This window comes from Neisseria sp. P0013.S005, assembly GCF_051958425.1.
Lineage (GTDB): Bacteria > Pseudomonadota > Gammaproteobacteria > Burkholderiales > Neisseriaceae > Neisseria > Neisseria subflava.
Map to the genome: position 1 here is coordinate 38865 of NZ_JBQCVL010000004.1, position 23206 is coordinate 62070.

25 protein-coding genes are annotated in these 23206 nt (G+C 51.0%); 14 read left to right on the plus strand and 11 right to left on the minus strand.

Annotated features, from left to right (window positions below):
• Positions 1-14: 14 nt before the first annotated feature.
• The 3 genes from ACTHTA_RS05430 to ACTHTA_RS05440 all read right to left on the minus strand — a co-directional run bounded on the left by ACTHTA_RS05430 (position 15) and on the right by ACTHTA_RS05440 (position 2757).
• Positions 15-758, minus strand: coding sequence for an SH3 domain-containing protein (locus ACTHTA_RS05430; RefSeq protein ID WP_003684618.1), 744 nt, complete (start codon positions 756-758; stop codon positions 15-17).
• 80 nt (positions 759-838) lie between these two features.
• Positions 839-1837, minus strand: a complete 999-nt coding sequence (locus ACTHTA_RS05435) for a BtrH N-terminal domain-containing protein (RefSeq protein ID WP_308888100.1) — start codon at positions 1835-1837, stop codon at positions 839-841.
• Between the two features lie 71 nt (positions 1838-1908).
• On the minus strand, positions 1909-2757 hold the full coding sequence (locus ACTHTA_RS05440) for an RnfABCDGE type electron transport complex subunit B (protein WP_440364069.1): 849 nt from the start codon (positions 2755-2757) through the stop codon (positions 1909-1911).
• A 210-nt stretch (positions 2758-2967) separates the two neighbouring features.
• Here ACTHTA_RS05440 and ACTHTA_RS05445 point away from each other — a divergent pair, with 210 nt between their 5' ends.
• Positions 2968-3435, plus strand: coding sequence for a YchJ family protein (locus tag ACTHTA_RS05445; RefSeq protein WP_313970980.1), 468 nt, complete (start codon positions 2968-2970; stop codon positions 3433-3435).
• 266 nt (positions 3436-3701) lie between these two features.
• On the opposite strand, the gene ACTHTA_RS05450 is transcribed toward ACTHTA_RS05445, so the two are convergent.
• On the minus strand, positions 3702-4490 hold the full coding sequence (locus ACTHTA_RS05450) for an inositol monophosphatase family protein (protein ID WP_003684681.1): 789 nt from the start codon (positions 4488-4490) through the stop codon (positions 3702-3704).
• Between the two features lie 167 nt (positions 4491-4657).
• Between ACTHTA_RS05450 and ACTHTA_RS05455 the strand changes: the two genes are divergently transcribed.
• From ACTHTA_RS05455 to ACTHTA_RS05470, 4 genes are all read left to right on the plus strand, one after another.
• Positions 4658-5383: a 16S rRNA (uracil(1498)-N(3))-methyltransferase gene (locus tag ACTHTA_RS05455; protein WP_308888303.1), complete on the plus strand. Its 726-nt coding sequence runs from the start codon at positions 4658-4660 to the stop codon at positions 5381-5383.
• An 81-nt stretch (positions 5384-5464) separates the two neighbouring features.
• A complete protein-coding gene (locus ACTHTA_RS05460; RefSeq protein ID WP_003748215.1) occupies positions 5465-5755 on the plus strand; it encodes an acyl carrier protein in 291 nt (96 codons plus the stop codon).
• Complete coding sequence (locus ACTHTA_RS05465; protein ID WP_308888320.1) at positions 5752-6810, plus strand: beta-ketoacyl synthase N-terminal-like domain-containing protein; 1059 nt, start codon at positions 5752-5754, stop codon at positions 6808-6810. The genes ACTHTA_RS05460 and ACTHTA_RS05465 overlap by 4 nt, the downstream gene beginning before the upstream one ends.
• Positions 6792-7481 carry a hypothetical protein gene (locus tag ACTHTA_RS05470; protein WP_308888304.1) on the plus strand — a complete coding sequence of 230 codons (690 nt, stop codon included), beginning with the start codon at positions 6792-6794 and terminating at the stop codon, positions 7479-7481. Before ACTHTA_RS05465 ends, ACTHTA_RS05470 begins: the two co-directional genes overlap by 19 nt.
• 99 nt (positions 7482-7580) lie before the next feature.
• Here the strand turns inward: ACTHTA_RS05470 and ACTHTA_RS05475 are convergent, their stop codons facing one another.
• The 3 genes from ACTHTA_RS05475 to cyaY all read right to left on the minus strand — a co-directional run bounded on the left by ACTHTA_RS05475 (position 7581) and on the right by cyaY (position 10046).
• A complete protein-coding gene (locus tag ACTHTA_RS05475) occupies positions 7581-8978 on the minus strand; it encodes a hypothetical protein (RefSeq protein WP_313970981.1) in 1398 nt (465 codons plus the stop codon).
• 183 nt (positions 8979-9161) lie between these two features.
• A complete protein-coding gene (gene luxS / locus ACTHTA_RS05480) occupies positions 9162-9668 on the minus strand; it encodes an S-ribosylhomocysteine lyase (protein ID WP_308888306.1) in 507 nt (168 codons plus the stop codon).
• Positions 9669-9722: 54 nt separating this feature from the next.
• Positions 9723-10046, minus strand: a complete 324-nt coding sequence (gene cyaY, locus ACTHTA_RS05485) for an iron donor protein CyaY (RefSeq protein ID WP_036472792.1) — start codon at positions 10044-10046, stop codon at positions 9723-9725.
• Positions 10047-10096: 50 nt separating this feature from the next.
• Between cyaY and lptM the strand changes: the two genes are divergently transcribed.
• Positions 10097-10288, plus strand: a complete 192-nt coding sequence (gene lptM / locus ACTHTA_RS05490) for an LPS translocon maturation chaperone LptM (protein WP_430225491.1) — start codon at positions 10097-10099, stop codon at positions 10286-10288.
• A 16-nt stretch (positions 10289-10304) separates the two neighbouring features.
• Positions 10305-11525, plus strand: a complete 1221-nt coding sequence (gene lysA / locus ACTHTA_RS05495; RefSeq protein WP_313970983.1) for a diaminopimelate decarboxylase — start codon at positions 10305-10307, stop codon at positions 11523-11525.
• A gap of 101 nt (positions 11526-11626) precedes the next feature.
• Here the strand turns inward: lysA and ACTHTA_RS05500 are convergent, their stop codons facing one another.
• Both ACTHTA_RS05500 and ACTHTA_RS05505 read right to left on the minus strand, forming a co-directional pair.
• A complete protein-coding gene (locus tag ACTHTA_RS05500; protein ID WP_313970984.1) occupies positions 11627-11854 on the minus strand; it encodes a SlyX family protein in 228 nt (75 codons plus the stop codon).
• 1 nt (position 11855) lies between these two features.
• Positions 11856-13229, minus strand: a complete 1374-nt coding sequence (locus ACTHTA_RS05505) for a Na+/H+ antiporter family protein (RefSeq protein WP_313970985.1) — start codon at positions 13227-13229, stop codon at positions 11856-11858.
• Between the two features lie 363 nt (positions 13230-13592).
• On the opposite strand from ACTHTA_RS05505, the gene ACTHTA_RS05510 reads away from it, so the two are divergent.
• The 5 genes from ACTHTA_RS05510 (at position 13593) to ACTHTA_RS05530 (ending at position 17868) form a co-directional block, all read left to right on the plus strand.
• Positions 13593-14912 (plus strand): MFS transporter, encoded by a 1320-nt coding sequence (locus ACTHTA_RS05510; protein WP_440364054.1) that lies wholly within the window; start codon positions 13593-13595, stop codon positions 14910-14912.
• A 317-nt stretch (positions 14913-15229) separates the two neighbouring features.
• Positions 15230-15817, plus strand: coding sequence for a hypothetical protein (locus tag ACTHTA_RS05515; protein WP_440364055.1), 588 nt, complete (start codon positions 15230-15232; stop codon positions 15815-15817).
• Positions 15796-16053, plus strand: a complete 258-nt coding sequence (locus ACTHTA_RS05520) for a hypothetical protein (protein ID WP_308888312.1) — start codon at positions 15796-15798, stop codon at positions 16051-16053. The genes ACTHTA_RS05515 and ACTHTA_RS05520 overlap by 22 nt, the downstream gene beginning before the upstream one ends.
• Positions 15980-16606 carry a hypothetical protein gene (locus ACTHTA_RS05525; protein ID WP_308888313.1) on the plus strand — a complete coding sequence of 209 codons (627 nt, stop codon included), beginning with the start codon at positions 15980-15982 and terminating at the stop codon, positions 16604-16606. Before ACTHTA_RS05520 ends, ACTHTA_RS05525 begins: the two co-directional genes overlap by 74 nt.
• A gap of 32 nt (positions 16607-16638) precedes the next feature.
• Positions 16639-17868: an iron-containing alcohol dehydrogenase gene (locus ACTHTA_RS05530; RefSeq protein WP_308888314.1), complete on the plus strand. Its 1230-nt coding sequence runs from the start codon at positions 16639-16641 to the stop codon at positions 17866-17868.
• 261 nt (positions 17869-18129) lie between these two features.
• On the opposite strand, the gene leuS is transcribed toward ACTHTA_RS05530, so the two are convergent.
• A complete protein-coding gene (gene leuS, locus ACTHTA_RS05535; RefSeq protein WP_440364056.1) occupies positions 18130-20760 on the minus strand; it encodes a leucine--tRNA ligase in 2631 nt (876 codons plus the stop codon).
• Positions 20761-20959: 199 nt separating this feature from the next.
• Positions 20960-21256, minus strand: a complete 297-nt coding sequence (locus ACTHTA_RS05540) for a hypothetical protein (protein ID WP_440364057.1) — start codon at positions 21254-21256, stop codon at positions 20960-20962.
• A gap of 250 nt (positions 21257-21506) precedes the next feature.
• Between ACTHTA_RS05540 and ACTHTA_RS05545 the strand changes: the two genes are divergently transcribed.
• The gene (locus ACTHTA_RS05545; protein ID WP_440364058.1) at positions 21507-21851 is read left to right on the plus strand and encodes a hypothetical protein; all 345 of its coding nucleotides are present in this window, start codon (positions 21507-21509) and stop codon (positions 21849-21851) included.
• 155 nt (positions 21852-22006) lie between these two features.
• Complete coding sequence (gene dnaJ, locus ACTHTA_RS05550) at positions 22007-23164, plus strand: molecular chaperone DnaJ (protein ID WP_440364059.1); 1158 nt, start codon at positions 22007-22009, stop codon at positions 23162-23164.
• Positions 23165-23206: the final 42 nt, after the last annotated feature.

The window sequence follows — 23206 nt, forward strand, 5'->3', positions numbered from 1 at the left end:
TTTTCGAGCGATATTTATATCACACCACTCCATAAATAACGGCGCTGGAATTTACCGTCCTTAAATATAAAGCAGACATCGAAAGGAGCGCCGTCCGAACCTTGTCTGCCAAACAGATAAAGCGTCTTATCGCTGCGGCGGTAATAAGCTTCCCAGCCTTGATATACATTGCTGCCGCGTGCGGTGGAGGCAAAATCGGGCGAGAAGAGTCCTTGCAGTTCGGCAGCGGGAACCGCTTGACCGTTTAGCGTGATACGTTCAAGCGCGAACACGCTTTTGGGAATGTCATAGTCTGTACCATAGAAAGGTTTGCCTCGATAGAGCCGCGCGGTGTATTTGTCTTTGTTGATGCCCGAGAAGTCGCTGAGTTTTGGATGGATGCGGCGGGCAACGATGTGTACCTTTTGTCCGCTACCGGACAAAGTCAGCGTATCGTCATGACCGGATTGTTCGCGCAGTCGGGCGAAGCTTTTATCGGAGGCGGGAAATATCAGACGGCTGTAATGGATGAAACCGTAGTCTTCTGCGGCAGGTTGTTGCAGTTGGGCAGTACAGAAACTCAAACTGCCTTCGCCACCATCACCCAAACATTTCAACGGTGTGCCGTTGGGGATTTTTGCCAAGACTCTGGCATTCAAATCGGGGCTTTCGCGTAAGTTGGTATGTCCGTCGGCATCATGAACCAAGGCAAAGCCGTCCGGCGGCGCGGCATGAGTTAAGGCGGAACACAAGAATAAGACAGTAGCTAGGTAACGCATTTTTAATTTCTTTTAGTTTTCAGACGGCCTGAATGTCAAAATAATCCACGGTAGATTAATCGGGATCGAATAAATCCTGATTATTTCAATAATCCGCGCCACAATGCTTCTTCATTATCCGCAATTTTGCGCAGAAATTCGGCAATGTTGCGGCAGCCGTTTTCGGATGGTTTTTTGCACTGTTTCACGCATATTGCTGCGAATTGACGCCATTGGTCGCCGATGGCGGTCATTTGTTCTGAGGCCGTCTGAAATGCAGGTTCGTTGCAGATATGGGCGGCCTGTTCGAGGAAGTAGGCGTAGATGTAGCGGAAACCTGCGCCGCCGGTACCGATTTCTTCCTGCATCCGCACCAAATGGCCGAGAAACAGTTTTTGGTATTTCTCATTTTGTTTGGCGGGCAGGGATTCGATTTTTTTGGCCAGCGTGCGGATGCCTTTTACGCCGATGAAAAAGACCGGTGCGAGCATATGTTTGGCGTTTTTGCGTATGGCTTTGCGGATAATGGCGGGCAAGTCTGCCATGATTTTTTCAGACGGCCTGTTGTCTTCCAAGGTGTACATCATGCCTTTTGCCGCCAATACGCCTTTGGCAAAGCGCGCACGTTGCAAATCTTCGGCGGCGCAGCGTTGTACGGTTTCAAATACGGGGTCGCTGATGAGGTAGTCGTTGCCGTCTTTGCCGTACACTAAAAGATTGTGTGCGTTGAAATGGAAGCGCATTTGCGGCGGGAAGTAGGGCAGCCAGAAGACGGAGGTTTGCAAACCGGCCAGTTTGCCTGAGGACAGCGCGGCATCCAATGCGGCTTGTCCGCTTTGTGCGTCGGAAAATTTGCGGACGGATAATTTCAGCCCCAATGCTTTGCAGGTGTTTTTGATGATGCTGCGCGGCACGGTACGGTAGGAAACCAGCGGCATGCCATTTAATTTGATCAACGGCATCCAGACAAATGTCAGCGCATGGGCAATGCCGAAAATCATGGCTTCGTCTAAATTGTGGCCATGGTATTTGAGCAGGGTGGACATCACACCGCTTTCGCAATGGGCGGTATGCTGGTGTGGAAATTCTTGTGTGATCATAAAGTTATTGGTTTTCGTGCAATGTTTTCAGACGGCCTGATGCGGTCGGAATGGGTTTGTTATTTTGGAAATCAGCGGGCTTCTTTGGCCGCTTCCTGCTCGGCTTTGTAGCGGCGCAGAAACTCGATGGCAGCGGCTTTTTCGGCTTCGTTGCCGTATTTGGCATCACGTTGGGCGCGGCGCAGTTCGGCGCGTTCTTTGGCTTCTTCGATTTGGCGCGCTTTGAAGTCTTCGCGGTTGCCGGAGGAGACGAGTTTGTCCTGCTGCGATTGCGCTTTGGCCATGGCTTTGGCAATCAAATCCATGGGGTTGAATGCGGCGCTTGGTGCGGCTGTTTGGGTTTGTGCCTGTGCGGCCTGTTTGGCTTTGACGGCGGCTTCGCGTTGCGCCAGCAGGGCTTTGCGTTCGGCATCGTCGCGCTGTTTGCGCGCGGTATGGCGTTCAAAACGGCTTTGTGCGTGTTCGGCGGCGGCAAAGCGCGGTTCGGCAGAGGTGCTGAAACGGCGTGCGGACGGCAGGAAGGGCTGCGATACGGGAACCATGTCGATGCAGTCGACGGGACAGGGAGTAACGCACAAGCCGCAGCCGGTGCATTCATCGCTGATGATGGTGTGCATCAGTTTGGATGCGCCCATAATCGCATCGACAGGACAGGCGCGGATACAGGCGGTACAGCCGATGCAGACGGCTTCGTCAATCAGGGCTACGGCTTTGATTTGTGTTTTTGCCGGGGCGAGGTAGGGCTTGCCCAATAGGTCGGCAATGTCTTTCATGACGGTTTCCCCACCCGGCGCGCACAGGTTTACCGGCGCTTCTCCTGCTGACAGCGCGCGCGCATAGGGTAAGCAGCCTTCATAACCGCACTCACGGCATTGGGTTTGCGGCAATAGGCGGCTGATGCTTTGGATGGGAATGGTCATCATGGATAGTCAAAATCGAAAAGGCGCATTATATCAGATTGTTGCGTTTGTTTTGGAGAAACCCGCTTTGCTTATTTTAGCGAAACTCTCCACGCTCGTTTTGGTAAACTCGTTACAATCGTTTTGGCGAAACTCGCTACACTCATTTTCAGACGGCCTGAGTCGGGTTTACGTTATAATTTTGAAATGGATTTATTCGGGTAATTAGGAATGACGGCTACACTTTGCCCTTGTCAGTCGGGGCGTGTTTATACGGAATGTTGCGCACCGTTTCATGCGTATGAGGCGGCGGCCTCGACGGCGGAAGAGTTGATGCGTTCGCGTTACAGCGCGTATGTTTTACAGGAAATCGACTATATCGTGGACACGACTGTCCCTGCGCAGCAGAATTTGTTGGATAAGCAGGATTTGGCGGCATGGAGTAAGCAGACGCAGTGGTCGGGATTGAAGGTTATCCGTCATGTGCCGTTTGGCAAGCTGCATGCTTTGGTCGAGTTTGAGGCGTATTTTAAAGAGAACGGGCAAACTGAGTGCCATCATGAATTGTCGGCGTTTGTGAAAATAGACGGGCGTTGGTACTTTATTGATCCGACCGTTGCTTTGCCGACGATGAAACAGCCTTGTTTGTGCGGTTCGGGCAAAAAGTTTAAGGCGTGTTGCGGACAGTTTTTCAAATAGTAGTGTAAACAGAGGCCGTCTGAACGTTCAGACGGCCTGAGCGGTTTTTGCAGATAAAAAAAACCATTCATACTAAGGGAGAAGTATGAATGGCCAATACATTGCGGGAAAACGTCTTACTTGCTGCACCGCCCAAAAGGGATGAAAGAGCGGTGTTGTGTCAGCGATTAATATTCTACCGTTTTTAGTATTAAATGCTGTTAAGAAGTGAAATAATTTCAATAAATTGCAAGATAATCGTGATTTTTTGAAGATAAACGGCATTTTTACTGATTTTCTCGAATCCATTTCACCCATTGCTGAAACAGTTCGGGTTGCAATGCGGCGATGACGGAACGCTTGAATACATGTTCGCCGCTCCAAAAATCGTCGCCTTCCAAAGTAGTCAGGCAGCCGCCGGCTTCTTCAAAAATCAATGCGCCGGCAGCGTAGTCCCAAAGCTTTTGTCCGCCGTGGATGTAAATATCGTAGCGGCCGCTGGCAAGATAGCACCAGTCGAGCGTGCTGCTGCCCATGCTGCGGATTGTGCCGAATGGGGCAAGGGTATTCATGCGGCTGGCGAGTTTGCCCGAACGCAGGTATTTGATTTCTACGCCGGCAATGGATTCGTTGAGTTTTTTGTTTTCGGAGCGCAGCGGTAGCGGCGTACCGTTGAGGAATGCGCCTTTGCCGCGTTCGGCATAGAAACATTCGCCGCTGACCGGATTGTAAATCACGCCCAATTCGGCGTGGCCGTTTTTAACCAGTGCGACGGATACGGCAAAATGCGGCAAACCGTTGACGAAGTTGTTTGTGCCGTCGATAGGATCGACAATCCACAGGCCGTCTGAATGTTCGTTCCACAAACGGGTTTGCTCCTGAACGCTCATCTCCTCGCCCAACATCGGACAATCCTCCAATAAGGGCAGGGCGGCGGCAAAAGCGGTTTGTGCGGCCAAATCTGCTTCACTCAAAACCGAGCCGTCTTCCTTGCGTCGTGACGGCGTGTTCAGAAAACGCGGCATGACTTCGGTTTGGGCGATGTGGCGGACGACTTTCTGTAAACGGTATAGCACGGCGTATCCTTGTTTTTTGCAGTTTTGCGTGACAGTGGATTAAAATTCGGGAAGTTTTCAAATTATAGTGGATGAAATCAAAATCAGGCAGGCAAGTGTATGTCGTCGCCGTGTTTCAATTTCGTTCACGAAAGTTCAAATTATATACATGAATAAAGCAGGAAACCATGCCCCGATTTTATGTTGATTTTGCCTTAAGCCCCGACAGCGTGGTCGAATTGCCCGATAATGTGGTGCGCCATTTGAATGTATTGCGCGTGAAAAACACGGAAGAAATCGTGTTGTTCAACGGCAATGGCAAGGCATATCCGGCTTTGCCCGAAGTTTTAGAAAAACGCCGCGCCAGCGTGCGGATTTTGCGTGAAGAGGCAACGGACAACGAATCGCCGCTGAACATTACGTTGGTACAGGCGGTATCCGCCGCCGAGCGCATGGATTTCACTTTACAGAAAAGCGTGGAATTGGGCGTGGCAGAAATTCGTCCTGTCATCAGCGAACGCTGTGTCGTCCGCTTGAGCGGCGAACGTGCAGAAAAGCGGGTGGCACGTTGGCAGGAAATCGTCGTTTCGGCGTGTGAACAAAGCGGCCGCAATATTGTGCCGAAGGTTTTGCCGCTGACGACTTATGCGCAGGCATTGCAACAGTTGCCACAGGAAACGACCAAACTGTTAATGAGCTTGAATCGCGCACAAAAATTGAGCGATGTTCGGCCGCAATCCGATAAAGTCGTGTTTATGGTCGGTCCGGAAGGCGGCTGGACGGAGAAGGAAGAGCAGCAGGCATTTGATGCCGGTTTTCAATCCGTTACGCTTGGAAAACGGGTGTTGCGTACCGAAACCGCCTCACTTGCGGCCATTGCCGCCATGCAGACGCTTTGGGGCGATTTTGCATAAATTCAGGCCGTCTGAAAACGAGTGTAGCGAGTTTCGTTAAAACAAGCTGTTGCTTCATGATATAAAAATGGGAGTTTAAAAATGTCTTACACCTTTACACTGGCCGAGCACGAGCTGGAAGCGGAATTGAAAAAGCTAATCGTGCAAGAGGCTGATAAGGCCGACGATGTGGATATGGATGATTTCACCGACGATGCACTTTTGTTTGGCGATGACAGTCCGGTCGGTTTAGATTCGCTTGATGCACTGCAAATCAGCGTTGCCTTGCAACAGTATTTCCAAGTGCGTCTGCAGGGCGACCGTATGGTGCGCAAACATATGATGTGCGTACGCGATTTGGCGGCGTTTATCCGTGCGGAGCATGGCGCGTGAGTTGGGTTTGCGGTACGGCGGCCGCTTCTGCCTTGAATCCGCAAACGGATTTCAGACGGCCTGATGCGGTGTCTTATACGTTTTTAAACCAACTGCAGCAGGCTGCTTATTTTCGTGCATTCTCCGGCGACAGTTTGGGGCGGAAGGAATTTGCGGATATTGCCGAACAACATTTGCGACAAGCTGCCGAAAATGCAGGCTGGCCGTCTGAAAGTTGGCATGATGCGCCGGTGTTTATCGGTTCCAGTTCCTATTCCATCTCCGAATATGAAAACCGCCATTTTGCGGGCAATAGGGCGGAAGAAGAACACAATTTGCTTTATCTCGCCGAAGATTTGCGCCGGCGCAGCGGCAATCGGCAAATTTTCAGTTTCGCTACTGCCTGCACTTCATCCGCCCATGCGCTGATTCAGGCGGATAATTGTTTGCGCGGCGGGGCAGAGCGTGCCTTTGTGCTTGGTATTGAAAACCTCAACCGGCTGACTTTGCTGCATTTTCACAGCTTGGGTTTGCTGGCCGAACAGTATCAGCCTTTTGGCGGAAACGGTTTGATTTTAGGCGAAGGTGTTGCCGCGCTTGCCTTATCTTCCGCCGCTCCCGAATCTTCTTCAGGTCGTCTGAAACTTATCGGACACGCCGCCAATACAGGCAATGACCTGATTCAAAGCGATGGCCAAGCGCAGGAGCAAGTGATGCGTCGAGCTTTGGATGTTGCAGGCATCGCTCCTGAAAGCATTGCAGCCGTTAAAACACACGGCATCGGCACGGCTGACAGCGATGCCGCCGAATTGGCCGCGCTGGAAAACATATTCGGTACACTGCCTCCTTTGATGGCGTTCAAACCGCAAATCGGACACACGCTTGGCGCAACGGCAGCCCTTGAAACGGCTTTGCTTTTATCTGCTTTAAAACAAGGCGGAAGCAGTGATTATCAGGGGAGGGAAATTTGTTTTTCCGAGTGCGCGGCTTCACAAAAAGGCAGCTTTTTCTGTTTGGCCAATCAGTTTGGTTTTGGCGGCAGCAACACATCTTTGGTATGGCAATGGCAACCGTAAATCCTAATATCCGTATTACCGCCGCCGTGCGTTTTGATACTGACGCCGGTATCGGCGGTAAAATCCTTAAACAAACCTTAAAGCAGCAAAGCGGTATAGATACCCGCCGCCTCAGCCGCTTGAGTTTGATTGCCGCGCTTGGTGCAGGGCAGCTGAAAGAGCAATGCGAAATTCGTTCTGATTGCGCCGTTTTTTTCGGTACGCCGTTTTCTTCGCCATCCGTATTTGAAAAAATGGCAGACAATGTGCTGAATCATCACGCAGCGATGCCGTTTGACTTTATTGCCAACCTGCACAACTCCCCCGTTTTTCATGCCGCGCAAGCGTTAGGCACGCATGGTGCAACTTTGGTCGTTACTGCCGATAATAATGTGGATACCTGCTTTCAGCCATTGTTGCTGGCAATGCAATCTTTGCAAAATGGCGGACAAGCTGCGGTTGGCTGGGCATATGAACATCAAGTAGCCCGTGCCGATACCCATGAAGGCAGTATCTGGATTGTGCTTGAAGCCGGTGCAGAGCAAGGGATTCCCGTTGTGTTGAATGATGAAGGTACTCAGACTGATAGGCCGTCTGAAAAGCCGCAATATTATTGGCAAAATATCGCCGGTTGGATAGAAGAAGTAATGGCGCACGAGGGTAGGGTTGTGCAGAAATGTACTTTGGCGTGATTTTAGAGAAAGTATTTGTCTTTTGAATAAATAAGGTTTGCACCATTAAAAAGGCCGTCTGAAAATATTTTCAGACGGCCTTTTTGTATCAAAAACCAATCAACGAGACATCTCGCCTTGAATCGCACGGATATTCGCTTTACGGGCGTTGATGGTGCGGGTCAGCTGTTGGATTTTAATTTGGTCGCCTTTTTGTTTGGCCGCATTCAGCTGGGTTTGAAGGCGGGTAATAGCGGCCTGTTCGTTGCGTACTTCGGTCTGCAATATTTGTTTGCGGGTTTCCTTAGGACTTGGCTTAGGTGCCGGCGTAACCACAGGGGCGGTGCGGATCACAGGGGCTTTGTATTTGCTGTATGAAGAAGCGCGTGATTTGCCCGGACGGTTGCGCAAGATAATATTCAGACGTGGATTGGCGGCTTCGGCTGTGTTGGTTACGCTGGTAATCGGAATATGGGGCAGAATTTTGATATCGTTGTAAACATTGCTCGGATCGAACGGAATATCGGCAGCCGGCTTATATGCCTTAGGGAAAGGCGTTTGTACGGATGTTTTGCTTTGATCTACCGGGGAAAACGTTGCAGCAGGTTTGTTTGGTACATTTGATTCTACTGTTGGCGCAACAACGGTTTTAATCGTTTGTTCGTTAGCCGTGTTTGCGACAGTTGTTTTACCCGTATTGGTGTTTTTTGTATTCTGTCGAGTTGAGGTTTTGGTATAGGTTTTACCTTTACGCTTGGTTTCAACTTTGATAGGTGTTTTGTCAATTGCTTCATCTGAGGCAATTACGGTTTGGTTATTTTGTGTGGCCGTAGTTCTATCAGGTGTTTGGGGTGAAACAACAGGATTCTGAATAATTGTTTGAGGGAGTTGAATCGCAGATGTTGTTGGAAGGGTTTGCGTAATAGGGGCAGGAGTATTGTTTGGAGTTTGATCAGCCATAGTTTGAGGCTGTGTAGTAGCAGACATGACGTTGAGAACGTCGGTAGTGTCAATTTCAGACTTTATTGTAGGGGCAGTGTCTAAAACAGCTGTATCGCTGAGAATGGCAAGGCCGTCAGCAACGTTTTTGTCAATTTGAGAAGTTAGACGTGCTTGCGCAATAGGAATGGAAATAGGTGCTGGAATACCGTATTCATTTCGAGTAACAACGACTGGGGTTTGTACCGCAGGCGTTGCTTGAGAAGCATGAACGTAGTCAGCGGCAGATGCTTTAAATTCTGTTGTTTGTACCGTTTTTAAAGCGGACATATCGTTGAGAATAGCAGAACCATTTGTAACGGATTTATTAGTTGGTTCAGATTCAGTGAATACGTTAGGTTCTGCAACAATGCCGCTCTCTGTGGTGGTGTTTGTGTCAACTACGCGGCAGGTATTGTTGATCTGGTATGAAGCATAAACGGTGATGCCTTCAACATTGCAGACATACTCGGCAGCGTTGGCGGCGGCGGGGAGGGTCAGGCCGAGGGCAATGGCGGTTTTGCAGAAAAACGGTTTCATAAAGGCAATAGAATCAGGTTGTTTGTTAAAGTGTAATTATACTATGTACACTGTCAGCATCCGCCAACTTATTTTTAGGCGGTGTAAAACTATGGCTGAAAGGTTGAAAATTGGAACAAAAGATCTTAGGCCGTCTGAAACTTGTCATATAAAGTTTCAGACGGCCTTTACTGTCATGGCGGATTAAGCGTTCAACAGGTTTTCGTCCAATGTCAGCTCTTCGTTTTTATTGACGGCGACTTTGCGTGCCAAAACGTTTTGGGCGATTTCGTGTGCTTCGGCAAGCGAGTGCATCAGATAAGTACCGCATTGGTATTCGTTCAGCTCGGGGATTTTGCTTTGGTCTTGAACGGTCAAAACATCCTGCATTGAAGTGAGCCATGCGTCGGCCACTTTTTGCTCGTCGGGCGTGCCGATGAGGCTCATGTAGAAACCGGTGCGGCAGCCCATCGGGGAAATATCGATGATTTCAACGCCGTTGCCGTTTAAGTGGTCGCGCATAAAGCCTGCGAACAGGTGCTCCAGCGTATGAATGCCTTTTTCAGGCAGGATTTCTTTGTTGGGAATGCAGAAACGCAGGTCAAACACGGTAATGGTGTCGCCTTTGGGCGTGGTCATGGTTTTTGCCACGCGTACGGCAGGGGCGTGCATACGGGTGTGATCGACTTTGAAACTGTCTAGTAGGGGCATTTGGGTGTCCTTTGAGGTAAATAGATTTTTAGCTAGGGAGATTTGAAGACTGAATCACAATTCCGCAATCTCAACTGCTTCGCCCGAAGCCTCGCTCAGTGCTTCGTTTAAAACGTCGTAGAAATCGCGGCTGTCGCGCGTTGCCAGCCATTTGCCGTTTTGCTCGGCGAAATGGTAGCCGCCGCTTTTGGCGGCAATCCACAATTCTTGGTTGGGCGTGTGGCGGTTGACGATGATTTGCGTGCCGTTTTCGGCTTCGATGGTCAGTACGTTGCCGGCAAACTGGCAGTCGAAATCCCAGCCGTTTTCGTCGATTTGGTCTTCGATGTGTTCGAACAACTCTTCGCTCATGCGGATGAATTCGCTTTCGGTCATCATGGCTTTTTGTGTGGTTTTTGTTTAAGATACCGAATCTTGCCACATTCGTAATGATGAAGAAAGTTTTACTGATGAAATACGGCGTATTTTTTGCAGCGGTAACGGCTCTGCTGCTTTCTGCCTGCGGCTACAAAGGCGATCTTTACCTGCCCAAAGAAGGCGACAAGGCGCGCTTCGGCGTGATTCAAACCGGCTTGAAATTCGATACGGCCAAAGAACCGACCACTCAAACCAACGATTAAAAAAGATTTCAGAAACATGACCTTATTCTGCGAACAACTCCCTTATACACACCTTGCCGAAGAGTTTGGTACGCCGCTTTATGTGTACAGCAAATCTGCGCTGACCGAGGCGTTTGAAAACTACCAAACCGCATTTGCCGCTTTAAATCCGCTTGTTTGCTATGCGGTAAAAGCGAATGGCAACCTGAGCATCATCAAGCACTTTGCTTCTTTGGGGAGCGGTTTTGACATTGTGTCCGGTGGCGAGTTGGCGCGTGTTTTGGCGGCAGGCGGCGATGCGGCGAAAACGATTTTTTCCGGTGTGGGCAAGAGTGAAGCAGAAATTGAATTCGCACTGAATGCAGGCGTGAAATGCTTCAATATGGAGAGCATTCCCGAAATCGACCGCATTCAGAAAGTTGCCGCGCGTTTGGGTAAAGTCGCTCCGGTTTCCTTGCGCGTCAACCCCGATGTCGATGCTAAAACCCACCCTTATATCTCCACCGGCCTGAAAGCCAACAAGTTCGGTATTGCCTATGCCGATGCGCTTGAGGCCTATCGTCATGCTTCCCGACAAAGCCATTTGAAAATTGTCGGTATTGACTGCCATATCGGCTCACAACTGACCGACCTCAGCCCGCTTGTCGAAGCCTGCGAACGTATCTTGGCCTTGGTTGACCAATTGGCAGCCGAAGGCATTGTGTTGGAACACTTGGACTTGGGCGGCGGTGTCGGCATTGTTTACCAAAATGAAAATGTGCCTGATTTGGGCGCGTATGCCAAAGCCGTTCAAAAACTGATGGGTACACGCCGTCTGAAACTGGTTCTTGAGCCAGGCCGCAGTTTGGTCGGCAATGCAGGCGCGTTGTTGACGCGAGTTGAATTCGTCAAATATGGCGAAGAGAGAAACTTTGTGATGGTCGATGCGGCGATGAACGATTTGATGCGCCCGGCACTTTATGATGCTTATCATCACATTGAAGCGGTCGAAACCAAAGACATTGAGCCTCTGACGGCCAATATCGTCGGCCCGATTTGCGAAACCGGCGACTTCCTCGGCAAAGACCGCACCATCGCCTGCGAAGAGGGAGATTTGCTGCTTATCCGCAGCGCCGGTGCGTATGGCTCAAGCATGGCGAGCAACTACAACACGCGCAACCGTGCGGCGGAAGTATTGGTTGACGGCAACGAATGCAAACTTATTCGCCAACGTGAAACCATCGAGCAGCAAATGGCCAACGAATTGGCTTGTTTGTAAGGTTTGATTGTTTAAAAGGCCGTCTGAAAGCTTGATAGACTTTCAGACGGCCTTTGTTATGAAAGAAAAGGGCATGTATCCAACACGCCCTTTTTAGTTTATCAATAATGCGGCGGAATCTCATCGCGCAGGCTGTACGGTTCGCGTTCGCCGTTTGCGCCTTTTTCCTGCATCCGTTGATACAGAAGCCGTAGCTGGCCTTGCTGCAAATCCAAAGCCTGCTGCATCTTGGCGATGGTGTCGTTCAGACTGCCGATTAAATCTTCCTGCAAGGCCGTCTGAATTTCCAGCTCTGTGACGCGGTGTTCCAATTCCTGAGTATCGCTCATATTAAAGCACCATCGCGGCAATCCAGCCGGCAGCCATCAGCGGGATATTGTAGTGGATAAAAGTCGGGATAACCGAATCGCGGATGTGGTCATGTTGGCCGTCGGCGTTCAAACCCATGGTTGGGCCGAGTGTCGAGTCGGAAGCAGGGGAGCCTGCATCACCCAGCGCACCGGCAGTACCGATAATGGCGACGGTCGCCATAGGCGAGAAGCCCAAGCTCATGCACAAAGGCACATAAATCGCGGTAATAATCGGCAAAGTCGAGAAGGACGAACCGATGCCCATGGTCACCAGCAAGCCGACGCACAACATGGTCAATGCGGCCATGCCTTTATTGCCGCCGAACAAAGCCATGCTGTGTTCGACCAAAGGCTGAATCTCGCCGGTTGCGTTCATTACGGCGGCGAAACCTTGTGCCGCAATCATAATAAAGCCGACCATCGCCATCATTTTGATGCCTTCGCCGAACACATCGCTGGCGGCGGAGCGGTTCATCACGCCCAACATCATAAACACGGCAAAGCCCAACATAGCGCCCAATACCAGCGAACCATCATACGAAAGCTGAATAGCAAAACACACGGCAATCGCCACGGCCGCCACCAAGCTGCGATAGGTTGACGGCTCTTGTTGTTGCACTGCCGCACGGTTGTCTTCCGTGTCAGTGGTATTGTTTTGATAAATGCGTGGTTTGCGGTAGTGCAAAAAGGCCAGCAGTAAGCCGAATACCATGCCCAAAGCCGGAATTGCCATTGCGTGCATCACATTGATGCCGCTGGTGTCCATGCCTGCCGAACGGATATTGCCCAACATGATGTCGTTCAAGAAGATGGAGCCGAAACCGTAAGGCAGGAACATATAAGTCGTTACCAAGCCAAACGTAATCACGCAGGCCACCAAGCGGCGGTCGAGTTTTAAACGGTTGAACACCAACAGCAGCGGGGGAATAATCATCGGAATAAACGCAATATGAATCGGCACAACGTTTTGGCTCATCACGCCCATGCACAAAATAATCGCCAGCAGCAGCCATTTGACCGCGCCTTCGCCTTTCGCATTGCCTTTGCCGCCGTTGAGCTTGCGGATAATCACGCCGGCGAGCTGTTGCGGCAGGCCGGAATGCGTGATGGCCATGGCAAACGCACCGAGCATGGCATAAGACAGCGCGATTTGTGCCCCGCCTTTCAGGCCTTCGTTAAAAACAGGAATAATCCCTTGCTGCACCACATCTCCGGCCGCGTTGGTTACATTCTCCAAAGGCATACCGGCCACCAAACCGCCGACAAACGCGCCGACAGCCAAGCTGAGCACCACATGCACGCGCGATAAAGACAGCACAAGCATGATAATGACCGCAATTACAACCGCATTCATATCGTTCTCCGTTGTTTCAGACGGCCTGTTATGTAAAAACAGGCAATCATCTGTTTACATATTACAAATAAACATCATAACCCAAGCATGAAGCCTTTGCAAAAAACGGCAGGCCGTCTGAAACCCAGATTATCAACTTTCAGACGGCCTGAAGTAATTTCTTGTTTTATGTTTCAATATGGTATGCGGTTTATCACCGAAATTAAGATATTCAAAAATAGCCAAAAAACGCGCGCTTCCTATTCTTTGCATATTGTATAAATGTTAAAATCGACATAATGCTCTATTCTTAGGTTTGTAGCTGAAACTAAGCAGTTATTTATAAAATCTAATTCAATAATACACAAACAAAGGAAAGAAACTATGGATATTCTGACGCGGCTGCACAATCTGCCTCCCACCCGCTTTCATTACAAACTTTTAGTGCTGGTCGGCATAGGCTGGCTGTTTGATGCCATGGATACAGGTTTGGTGTCGTTTGTATTGCCGGCTTTGGGCAAAGATTGGGCGCTGGCTCCGGCGCAGTTGGGCTGGATTGTCAGCATTGCCTTTGTCGGCATGGCTTTGGGCGCAGTATTCAGCGGCTGGCTGGCGGACAGGTTCGGACGGAAAACCGTTTTTGCCGGTACGATGGTGGTGTACAGCATTGCCACAGGCTTGTGCGCACTCGCGCCTGACTTGGCGGTTTTGCTGGTGTGCCGCTTTTTTGTCGGTGTCGGTTTGGGTGGCCAACTGCCCGTCGCCGTGTCGCTGGTCAGCGAATATGCGCCGCCGAAAGTACGCGGCCGTTTTATTGTGTTGTTGGAAAGCTTTTGGGGCTTGGGCTGGCTCTCGGCCGCGCTGGTGTCTTATTTCTTTATTCCGCAAACCGGCTGGCACAGCGCGTTTTTATTCGGCGCCTTACCCCTGTTTTATGTGCCGTTGGTGTTGAAGTTTGTTCCCGAATCCGTGCCTTACTTGCTTTCCCGCGGCAAAACCAACGAAGCGCACCGTTTGGTATCCGCGCTGGAAACTCAATCGAGCATCACGCCGCCGACAGAAGCCGTTGCCGCCCCGGCCGCCCCACGCGAACGCATCCGCTTCGTCCAACTTTGGCAACATCCGTTTGCACGGCGCACGCTGATGCTGTGGCTGGTTTGGTTCGGCATTGTGTTTTCGTATTACGGCATTTTCACTTGGTTGCCAAAATTGCTGGTCGAGCAGGGCAATACCGTGGTCAAAACCTTTGAATATGTGCTGGTGATGATTGTTGCGCAACTGCCCGGCTATATTGCCGCCGCGGCTTTGGTGGAAAGAATCGGCCGCAAAGCAACGCTGGCAGGCTTTCTGGCCGCTTGCGCCGTGTGCGCATGGTTTTTCGGGCAAAGCACAACTGCGACCGAAGTCATGATTTGGGGCAGCATGATGTCCTTCTTCAACTTGGGCGCATGGGGCGTTTTGTACACCTACACCCCCGAACTCTACCCCTTGCGCTTCCGTGCCTTCGCATCCGGCTGGGCAGGCGCCATCGGCCGCGTCGGCGGCATACTCGCGCCCATGGTAGTGGCGGAGATGGTGGGCAACAGCGGCGGCTTCGGCAATATCTTTATGATGTTTGCGCTGGTTATGCTGCTGATTGTGGCGGTAATCTTGGTATTGGGTGAAGAAACCAAAGGCCGTACGCTGGAAGACATCAGTCAATAAAAGATAGACATGAAAAGGCCGTCTGAAAAATATTTTCAGACGGCCTTTTTTATTTTGAGTATGTAATTTTGATACATTGATTTTCTGTTCTTATTTTAATATGCGGGGAAAGCGACCAAGAATGACCGTCTTCGGTTGCGTGAAAATAAAGTCATTATACTTCAATAAATTAAAATGAATAAATGATAAAGAGGTCGTCTGAAAAGTTCAATTATGGTTTGTGATGTAGGTCAAAGTAGAATGTAACTAAATTACTTATAGTTATCGTAGTGAAAATTTATTGACTTTATTGCCACCTTATATCAAGGAGATACACCATGAACGCATCAGCTGACAATGTCGTCAGCCCCGCCGTAGCCGAGGTCAACAGTTTGGTTGAAAAGGGTTTGCGCTCGTTGGACGAGTTTCGCAAGCTGAATCAGGAGCAGATTGATTATATCGTTGCCAAAGCCTCCATTGCTGCGCTGAACAAACATGGTGTACTCGCCATGCACGCGGTCGAAGAAACGGGACGTGGTGTATTTGAAGACAAGGCGACCAAAAACCTGTTTGCCTGCGAAAACGTCGTGCGCCGCCTGCGCGATTTGAAAACCGTGGGCGTCATCAGCGAAGACGATGTAACCGGCATTACCGAAATCGCCGATCCGGTCGGGGTCGTCTGCGGTATCGTGCCGACCACCAATCCGACTTCCACCACCATTTTCAAATCCCTGATTGCGCTGAAAACCCGCAATCCGATTATTTTCTCGTTCCACCCTTCCGCCCAGCAGTGTTCCACCCTTCCGCCCAGCAGTGTTCCGCCCACGCCGCCCAAATCGTGCATGATGCCGCGATTGCCGCCGGCGCGCCGGAAAACTGCATCCAGTGGATTGAAAAACCGTCTATGGAAGGCACTTCCGCGCTGATGAAGCATCCGGGCGTGGCGACGATTTTGGCGACCAGCGGCAATGCGATGGTGGAAGCCGCTTATTCCTGCGGCAAACCCACGCTCGGCGTCGGTGCGGGCAACGTGCCTGCCTATGTTGAAAAAAACGGCAAACATCCAGCAGGCGGCACACGACATCGTGATGTCCAAAGCGTTCGACAACGGCATGATTTGCGCCAGCGAACAAGCCGTTATCGCCGACAAAGAGATTTATAAAGAGCTGGTCGAAGAGTTCAAATCCTACGGCGTGTACTTTGCCAACAAAAAAGAAAAAGCCATGCTCGAAGACTTCATCTTCGGCGTTACAGCAAACTGCGCCAACTGCGGCGGCGCGAAACTCAATGCTGCCGTGGTGGGCAAACCGGCGGCGTGGATTGCCGAACAGGCTGGGTTTAAAGTTCCCGAAAAAACCAACATCATCATCGCCGAATGCCGAGAAGTCGGTCCCAACGAGCCGCTGACCCGCGAAAAACTTTCGCCTGTGTTGGCCATGATTAAGGCAGATTCGACCGAACAAGGTTTGCAGTTCGCCGAAGAAATGGTTGCCTTTGACGGTTTGGGACACTCCGCCGCCATCCATACTGCCGACGAAGAATTGGTCAAAACGTTCGGCTCCCGCGTCAAAGCGCTGCGCGTGATTTGGAATTCGCCTTCCACCTTCGGCGGCATCGGCGACGTGTACAACGCCTTCCTGCCTTCCCTGACCTTGGGCTGCGGCTCTTACGGCAAAAACTCCGTCTGGGCAATGTCAGCGCAGTCAACCTGTTAAACATCAAAAAAGTAGGCCGTCGGAGAAACAACATGCAATGGTTCAAAGTACCCGCCAAAATCTATTTCGAGCGCGATTCCATCCAATATCTGCAAGACATGAAAGACTGTGAAAAAGTCATGATTGTGACCGACCGTTCGATGGTCGATTTGGGCTTCGTCGATAAAGTGACCCACCAGCTCTACCAACGTAAAAACAAAGTAACTATCCAGCTTTTCACCGACATCGAGGCCGATCCGAGCGTCCAAACCATCTATAAAGGCACCGATTTGATGCGCAGCTTCCAGTCCGACACCATCATCGCGCTGGGCGGCGGCTCGCCGATGGACGCGGCAAAAGCCATGTGGCTCTTCTACGAACAGTCCCAAGTCGACTTTGAAGACCTCGTCCAGAAATTCATGGACATCCGCAAACGCGCCTTCCGCTTCCCCGAATTGGGCCGCAAAGCCAAATTCATCGGCATCCCCACCACATCGGGCACCGGCTCCGAAGTCACGCCGTTTACCGTCATCAGCGACGGCGACAAAAAATACCCCATCGCCGACTACTCGCTGACCCCGACCATCGCCGTCGTCGATCCCGCGTTTACCATGACCGTTCCCGCCGGCGTAACCGCCGACACCGGTCTGGACGTACTGACCCACGCCGTAGAAGCATGCGTTTCCGTACTTGCCAACGACTTTACCGACGGCCTCGCCCTGCAAGCCATCAAGCTCGTGTTCCAATACCTCGAACGCTCCTACAAACACGGTGCGGCTGATCCAGAAGCGCGTGAGCATATGCACAATGCCTCCACCATCGCAGGCATGGCGTTTGCCAATGCGTTCTTGGGTATCAACCACTCGATGGCGTACAAAATCGGCGGTAAATATCATGTTCCGCACGGCCGCGCCAACGCCATCCTGCTGCCGCACGTCATCCGCTACAACGGCACGCGCCCGCAGAAAACCGCCACTTGGCCGAAGTACAACTACTACAAAGCCGATCTGAAATATCAGGAAATTGCCCGTACTTTAGGCCTGCCATGCAGCACACCGGCAGAAGGCGTCGAATCCTTCGCCCGCGCCTGCCATGAGCTGGCGGTCAACGTCGGCATCAAAATGTCTTTGAAAGAGCAGGGCATCGATGAGAAAACCTTCCTCGACGGCAGAAAAGAGCTGGCTATGATGTCTTTTGAAGACCAATGCACCCCGGCCAACCCACGCCTCGCCATGGTGGCCGATATGGAAGAAATCCTGACCAAAGCTTATTACGGCGAATAAAATCGGGCAGATAAAAAGGCCGTCTGAAACCTGACTATAGGGTTTCAGACGGCCTTTCTTTATTCGGCTAAACCTTGTTTTTATCAAAGCAAAGGTTTTCATTTGAATACGATGGTTCAAAAATATCTTTATACTTTTGATTTAATTGAAAACCTTACGTTTAAATGAAATAACGGTTGGGCTTGAAAGCCAAAATAAAAGGCCGTCTGAAAACCAAGTTTCAGACGGCCTTTATCCGTATGGCTAAACCTTAAAAGCGGTTTAGACGACGATATTCACCAAGCGTCCGGGAACGACGATGATTTTCTTCGCAGGCTTGCCTTCCATGAATTTCACCGCGCCTTCGGTGGCGAGTGCGGCGGCTTCGAGATCGGCTTTGGAGGCGTCGGCGGCGACGGTGATTTTGCCGCGCAGTTTGCCGTTGACTTGAACCATCACTTCGATTTCGGATTTGACCAAGGCGGCTTCGTCGACTGTCGGCCAGCCTGCTTCCCACAGTTTCGCGCTATTCAATTCGCTCCACAGGGTTTCGCAGATGTGCGGCACGATGGGCCACAGCAGGCGTACGGCGGTTTCCAATACTTCTTGGGCGACGGCGCGGCCTTGTTCGCTGCCGGTGTCGGTTTTGTCGTATTGGTTGAGCAGTTCCATCACGGCGGCGATGGCGGTGTTGAACTGCTGGCGGCGGCCGTAGTCGTCGCTGACTTTGGCGGTGGTGGCGTGCAGTTTGTGGCGCAGGTCTTTGAGTTCTTTAGATAAACCGTCTTGGTTGCCTGCAAACGCTTTGACTGCGCCGCCTTGTTTCAGGTGTTCGTAAACGGTGCGCCACAGACGGCGCAGGAAGCGGTGTGCGCCTTCGACGCCGCTGTCGCTCCATTCGAGGGACTGTTCGGGTGGTGCGGCGAACATCATAAACAGACGGGCGGTGTCCGCACCGTAGGCGTTAATCAGTTCTTGCGGATCGACGCCGTTGTTTTTGGACTTGGACATTTTTTCCGTGCCGCTGATGACAACGGGCAGTCCGTCGGCTTTGAGGACGGCGGAAACGGGGCGGCCTTTGTCGTCGAAAGTCAGCTCGACATCGGCGGGGTTGATCCAGTCTTTGCTGCCGTTGGCATTTTCGCGGTAGTAGGTTTCGCAGACGACCATGCCTTGCGTGAGCAGGCGTTCGAACGGTTCGTCCACGCTGACCAAGTCTTCGTCGCGCATCAGTTTGGTGAAGAAGCGCGCGTACAAGAGGTGCAGAATCGCGTGTTCGATACCGCCGATGTATTGGTCGACCGCGCCCCAGTATTTCGCGGCTTCAGTCGATACCATGCCTTCTGCGAACTTGGGCGACATGTAGCGGAAGAAATACCAGCTCGATTCCATGAAGGTGTCCATGGTGTCGGTTTCGCGTTTCGCCGCGCCGCCGCAGCATGGGCAGGTGGTTTCGTAAAACTCGGGCATTTTTGCCAAAGGCGAACCCATGCCGTCGGGTACGACGTTTTCAGGCAGGACGACGGGCAGTTGGTCGTCGGGGACGGGGACGTCGCCGCATTTTTCGCAATGGACGATGGGAATCGGGCAGCCCCAGTAGCGTTGGCGCGAAATGCCCCAGTCGCGCAGGCGGTATTGGGTTTTCGGTTCGCCTGCGTCTTGGCTTTGCAACTTGGCGGCAATGGCATCGAATGCCGTCTGAAAATTCATGCCGTCCAAGTCGCCGCTGTTGACCAATACGCCGTTTTCTTTGTCGCCGTACCATTCTTGCCATTGGTTTGCGTCGAATGCGTTGTCGCCGATGGCAATGACTTGTTTTTTCAGAAGATTGTATTTGGTGGCGAACTCGAAATCGCGTTCGTCGTGCGCCGGAACCGCCATCACCGCGCCGTCTCCGTAGCCCCATAATACATAGTTGGCAATCCACACTTCCAGCTTGTCGCCGTTGAGCGGGTTGACGACGTAGCGGCCGGTCGGCACGCCTTTTTTCTCCATCGTCGCCATATCGGCTTCGGCAACCGAGCCGGCTTTGCATTCGGCGATAAATGCCTGCAATTCGGGTTTGTCGGCGGCTGCGGCGGTTGCCAGCGGATGCTCGGCGGCAACGGCAACATAAGTCGCGCCCATCAGCGTGTCGGGACGGGTGGTATAAACTTGCAGGAATTTCGCGTAATCGCCTTCCAAACCTTGTTTGCTGTCGTCTGAAACGGCAAAGCGTACGGTCATACCGCGAGATTTGCCGATCCAGTTGCGCTGCATGGTTTTGACTTGTTCCGGCCAGTGTTCCAGCTTGTCCAAGTCGTTGAGCAGCTCTTCGGCGTAATCGGTGATTTTGAAGTAATACATCGGGATTTCGCGTTTTTCGATCAACGCGCCCGAACGCCAACCGCGCCCGTCGATGACTTGCTCGTTGGCAAGCACGGTTTGATCGACAGGGTCCCAGTTTACTGTACCGTTTTTGCGATAGACGATGCCTTTTTCAAACAGCTTGGTAAACAGCCATTGTTCCCAGCGGTAGTATTCGGGTTTGCAGGTGGCGATTTCGCGTTCCCAGTCAATTGCAAAGCCCAGGCTTTTGAGCTGGGTTTTCATGTATTCGATGTTGTCGTAAGTCCATGCGGCAGGGGCGACATTGTTTTTCATCGCCGCGTTTTCCGCAGGCATACCGAACGCGTCCCAACCCATAGGCTGCATGACGTTGAAGCCGTTTAAGAGTTTGAAGCGGCTCAATACGTCGCCGATGGTGTAGTTGCGCACATGCCCCATGTGCAGCTTGCCGCTGGGGTAGGGGAACATGGAGAGGCAGTAGTATTTTGGTTTGGAAGCGTCTTCGGAGACGTTGAAAATACGGGCGTCGTCCCATTTTTTCTGCGCCGCAGGCTCAATGGCGGCGGGTTGATATTGTTCTTGCATGATGTTTCGCTTTATACAAAGGCGTTGGAAAATAAAATCAAACGCAGATTATAGCGGATTCAGAAGCGGATTGCTTGTGTCGTAACATCATGTCAAACCGCTTTGGCATTGTTGTTTCCCGTTTGTTTTGACATGGAAGAACGCAAACAATCAAAAGGCCGTCTGAAAACAGGGTTTCAGACGGCCTGAGTATGAAAGGTTAACGGTAAGTCTGGCAACGGACGGCTTCTTCCTTGCAGAACATTTCCGCGTGCTGGCGGCGGCATTGCTGAATCACATCCAAGCGTGCGCGGCCGCGGTTGACGTTTTCGGTACGGAATGTGTCGGTAAATGCCGACAACGCGCATACATGAACTTCGTTGTTTCTGCGTGCGGAACGCTCGTCCAAACGTTCGCTCAGCAGGCGGTTTGCTTGGGCAGTCAGTTTGGCTACTTGGCGCTCCAGTGCCGCAATGCGTTCGCTGTCGGACGGCGCGGCTTGGACAGCGGTCGCCATCAGCATCAGGCATAAAAAGGAAGCGGTTTTTTCATTATAGAGGAAGTCTTTCAAAGATAAAAATGGTAAGAATATTATAAAAATGTATCATAGTTGACTGTTCATAGTCCTACTGCAACAAACAAAAAGTGCAGAGGATGAATGATTAGGACACAATTACAACTATGCTAACTTGCAAAAAAGATTGACTTTATTTTTTTTTTCTTAGAATAGGGCTGTGACGATAACTCAATATTAAAGGTTGATTAGCATGAAAAATGCATTAAGTTTATTGGTAGTATTAGCACTATCTGCCTGTGGGGTGGTAGGTAATAAAACTATTTCGGACAATACATTAAAAAATAAAGCCGCATTTGCACTGAACGTTCCTGCTGAACGTATAACGATTTCCAATCGTCATGGTGACGTGGATTCAGTAAAATTTGTGGCAACGACAGGTGGTAGATCATATTCTTGCTATGTAACTACTGTGATGGGCGCTGTCTCTTCTGATGCATTGTGCTCTGGTTCAAATGTTCATGCAAACAAAGGCAAAAAAGGATCACAAGGCAATCCAAGTTGTAATGCTTTATTAAAAGCTGCAGGTCGCTGTTAATCGTTAGTGATTGTCATAAATTATTTATTCAGAAAGGTTGTCTAAGTTATCTTAGACAACCTTTCTGATTTATAACTATTCTTTGCACTTGAGTTTTTTACCTTCCGCCCACATATCCGACCCAGTTCAAATTTATTCAAAACACTATCAAAATTATGAGTACCCAAGATTATTACGAAACCCTTGGTGTTGCCCGCAGCGCTAGCGACGATGAAATCAAAAAAGCCTACCGCAAGCTGGCAATGAAATACCATCCCGACCGCAACCCTGACAACAAAGAAGCGGAAGAAAAATTTAAAGAAGTCCAAAAAGCTTACGACACCTTGTCTGACAAGGAAAAACGTACCATGTACGACCAATACGGCCATGCCGCGTTCGAGCAGGGCGCAGGTGCGGGCGGATTCGGTGGCTTTGGCGGTTTCGGCGGCCAAGGCGGATTCGGTGGTGCGCAAGGCTTCGATTTTTCCGATATTTTCAGCCAAATGTTCGGCGGTGGCGGCAGCGCAGGCGGCCGTCAGCCGGATTACAGCGGCGCGGACTTGCAAGTCGGCATAGAGATTTCGCTTGAAGAAGCCGCCAAAGGCGTGAAAAAACGCATCAACATTCCGACTTACGAAGAATGTGATGTCTGCCACGGCTCAGGTGCCAAACCGGGCACATCTGCATCGACTTGTTCGACCTGTCACGGCTCAGGTACGGTACACGTCCGCCAAGCCATTTTCCAAATGCAGCAGACTTGTCCGACTTGTCACGGTACAGGCAAAGAAATCAAAGATCCTTGCGTCAAATGCCGTGGCGAAGGCCGCACCAAAACCAGCAAAACGGTTGAAGTCAACATTCCGGCAGGTATTGACGACGGTCAACGCATCCGCTTGAGCGGCGAGGGCGAGCCGGGTCAACACGGCGCACCGGCAGGCGATTTGTACGTCAATGTCCGCGTAAAACAGCACAAAATTTTCGAGCGCAACGGCTTGGACCTGCATTGCGAACTGCCGATCAGCTTTGCCATTGCCGCATTGGGCGGCGAAGTCGAAGTGCCGACTTTGGACGGCAAAGTCAAACTGCACATTCCGAAAGAAACGCAAACCGGCCGCCGTATGCGCGTGAAAGGCAAAGGCATCAAGTCTCTGCGTTCCAGCTCGACCGGCGATTTATACTGCCACATTTTGGTCGAAACGCCGGTCAACCTGACCGATCGTCAGAAAGAGTTGCTGGAAGAATTTGAAAAAATCTCCTCCGGCCTCGACCTCAGCCAAACCCCGCGCAAAAAATCGTTTTGGGAAAAAGTAGGCGATTTGTTCTCCGATAATTAATCGCTTTAGAAAGGCCGTCTGAAACCTGCTTGAATCAGGTTT